Source organism: Micromonospora sp. ATCC 39149 (assembly GCF_000158815.1).
Taxonomy (GTDB): Bacteria; Actinomycetota; Actinomycetes; order Mycobacteriales; family Micromonosporaceae; genus Micromonospora.
On the sequence record NZ_GG657738.1, the window covers coordinates 499,249 to 502,062 of the forward strand.

Annotated in this window: 2 protein-coding genes and 3 pseudogenes; 2 read left to right on the forward strand and 3 right to left on the reverse strand. The window is 76.6% G+C overall.

What is annotated here, in order from left to right; translation table 11 throughout:
• Window positions 1-504, forward strand: a pseudogene (locus tag MCAG_RS02120) (CrcB family protein); the annotation flags it as partial.
• A gap of 122 nt (window positions 505-626) precedes the next feature.
• On the forward strand, window positions 627-989 hold the full coding sequence (gene crcB / locus MCAG_RS02125) for a fluoride efflux transporter CrcB (protein ID WP_036376019.1): 363 nt from the start codon (window positions 627-629) through the stop codon (window positions 987-989).
• A gap of 64 nt (window positions 990-1,053) precedes the next feature.
• On the opposite strand, the gene cobA is transcribed toward crcB, so the two are convergent.
• From cobA to MCAG_RS36050, 3 genes and pseudogenes are all read right to left on the reverse strand, one after another.
• Window positions 1,054-2,313: a uroporphyrinogen-III C-methyltransferase gene (cobA, locus tag MCAG_RS02130; RefSeq protein ID WP_369751293.1), complete on the reverse strand. Its 1,260-nt coding sequence runs from the start codon at window positions 2,311-2,313 to the stop codon at window positions 1,054-1,056.
• A 57-nt stretch (window positions 2,314-2,370) separates the two neighbouring features.
• Window positions 2,371-2,463 (reverse strand): annotated as a pseudogene (locus tag MCAG_RS36045) (hypothetical protein); the annotation flags it as partial.
• Window positions 2,453-2,764, reverse strand: a pseudogene (locus MCAG_RS36050) (sirohydrochlorin chelatase); the annotation flags it as partial. The pseudogenes MCAG_RS36050 and MCAG_RS36045, both read right to left, overlap by 11 nt.
• Between the last annotated feature and the right edge of the window lie 50 nt (window positions 2,765-2,814).

Consider the following 2,814-nt stretch of genomic DNA (forward strand, 5'->3'; position numbering starts at 1 on the left):
GGACCGATCCCGCGCCGGGTCGACCCCGACGTCGATCTCCGCGTACCAGCCGACCGGAGCGAACTGCGCACCCGCCCGGCGGGCGTGCTCGGTGTCATCGCGGCCGGGGGCGCGCTCGGCGCGCTGGCGCGGGCGGGGGTCCAAGCGGCGGTGCCGCACCAGCCGACCGGGTTCCCCTGGGCGACGTTCGCCGTCAACGTGTCCGGGTGCCTGCTGATCGGGGCCCTGATGGCGGTGGTCGCCGCCGGCCGTGTCCGGCCGCTGACCCGGCCGTTCGTGGGCGTGGGCGTACTCGGCGGCTACACCACCTTCTCCACGTACGTCGTGGACGTACGGCAGGCGGCGATCGGCGGGGCGGCGGGCACGGCGCTGGCGTACCTCGCCGCCACCCTGCTGGGGGCGCTCGCCGCGGTCTGGGTCGGCGACACCGCCGCCACCAGGCTGCTCGGCCACGCGAGCGGCGCGCGCCCCGGCGCGATGGCACCGAATCGCACGGACCCCGGCCGCACGACACCGAACCGCACGGACCCCAGCGGCACGACACCCGGCGGAACGCCGGCCGACGGGGCACCACCTGGCGGGACAGCATCCGACGGGGCGCGGGGCGAGGGCGGGTGGGGGACGCCGTGACGGTCCTGCTGATCGCCCTCGGCGCGGCCGTCGGGGCGCCCCTGCGATATCTCACCGACCGGGCCGTGCAGGCCCGGCATGCCTCACCGTTCCCATGGGGCACCCTCACCGTCAACGTGCTCGGCTCGCTGGTGCTCGGCGCCCTGGTCGCCGTGCCGGCCGGGCCGGCGGTCGCCGCGCTGCTCGGCACCGGCTTCTGCGGCGCGCTCACCACATACTCCACCTTCGGGTACGAGACGCTGCGCCTGGCCCGCGACGGGTCCCGGCACCTCGCTGCGGCGAACGTGCTGGCCAGCGTGGCCGCCGGGCTCGGCGCGGCAACGGTCGGGTACGCGGCGACCCACGCGCTGCTGGGGTGAGCCCGCAGCGGAGGTGAGAAGGGGACCCTTCTCTACCGTATGCGTTAACAGGGGGCCCCTCCTTTCACCCCAGCGCGGCGACGGGGCCGACGACGAAGACCGCCGGCGGACCGACGTCCTCCCGGGTGGCCAGCGCGCCGATCTCGTCGAGCCGGGCGGCCAGCGTCCGCTGCGTCGGGTGCCCCGCGTCCTGGACCGCCAGCACCGGGGTGTCCGGAGCCCGGCCATGCTCGACCAGCACCGCGGCGATCTTCGCGATCGTGTCGACGGCCATGAGCAGCACGAGGGTGCCCCGGGTCCGGCCCAGCGCCGGCCAGTCCACCAGGGAACCGGGGTGCCCCGGCGGCAGGTGCCCGGACACCACCGTGAACTCGTGCGCGACGCCCCGGTGGGTGACCGGCACGCCGGCCAGAGCGGGCGCGGCGACGGCGCTGCTCACCCCGGGCACCACGATCGTCTGGACCCCGGCCGCCGCACACGCCTGTACCTCCTCGTGGCCGCGCCCGAAGACGTACGGGTCGCCGCCCTTGAGCCGGACCACCCGCCTGCCGGCGCGGGCGTGCGTGACCAGGATGTCGTTGATGGCGTCCTGCGTCATCGACGGCCCCCGGGGGACCTTCGCCGCATCCACCACCTGCACCCCGGGGCGCAGCCGGGCCAGCAGCCCCTGCGGGGCGAGCCGGTCGGTCACCACCACGTCCGCCGCGTCGAGCAGCGCCTTCCCGCGTACGGTGATCAGGTCGTCGGGGCCGGGCCCGCCGCCGACGACGGCGACCTGCCCCGGGCGCAGCCCCGCGTCGTGTTGGTGCGCGTGGGCATGACCGTCGTGGTGGTGGTCGTGGTGATGGTGGTGGTGGCCGCCGACCGGGTCGTCGGGGTGGTCGTGCGGGGTCTGCGGCCGGCCCACCTTGTCGGCGAAGCCGGGCAGCGCCACCCGGTACGCGCAGGTGTCGCAGTTCATCCGGATGTCCCCACGCAGCGCCTCGGCGTGCCGTTCGAGGACCAGGTCGGCGAGGGCGTCGCAGTCGCCGATCAGGTCGGCCACCCGCACGTCCAGGTCGGGGTGGGCGGCGGCGAACTCCGCCGACCGGGCCACGATCCGGTCCGGCAGCACCCCGGCGAACAGGAAGTACGGCGCGACGACGATCCGGCGCGCGCCGAGGCGGCGCAGCCGCTCCAGCACCGCCGGCACCGACGGCTCGGCCAGCGAGACGAAGCCCGGTTCGACCCCGGCGTACCCGCGCCCCTCCCACAGCAGCCGGGCCACCTTGGCGACCTCGGCGTTGGCGTCCGGGTCGGTGGAGCCCCGGCCGATCAGCGCCACCCACGTCCCGGCCCGGTCGGCGCCGGCCAGCGCGGCGTCGATCCGCTCGGCGAGGATGTCGTGCAGCAGCGGGTGCGGGCCCAGCGGCCGGCCGTAGGCGTATCCGAGGCCGGGGAAGCGCTGCTTCTCCCGGGCCAGCGCGGCCGGGATGTCGCCCCTTGCCGTGACCGGCGGCGGCGAGGACGAGGGGCAACGCCACGAGCCGGCGGTGCCCCCGGCCGGCCAACGCGGCCACCGCGTCGGTCAGCGGCGGGCGGGACAGCTCGATGAACCCGCCCTCGACGTCGTCGACCACTCGGCGGCGGCGGATCCGGTCGACCAGGGCGGCGAACTGGGCGACCCCGGCGGCGCTGCGGGTGCCGTGCCCGACGATCAGCAGCGGCGTGCGTCCCGTGCCACCCGTCCCGCGCGGGGCACCCGGCGCGACGTCTCCTCCAGGCCGTTGTGTCACGTCTCCTCCAGGTACAGCAGGGCGTTGAGGGCGGCGGCGGCGACAGCGGA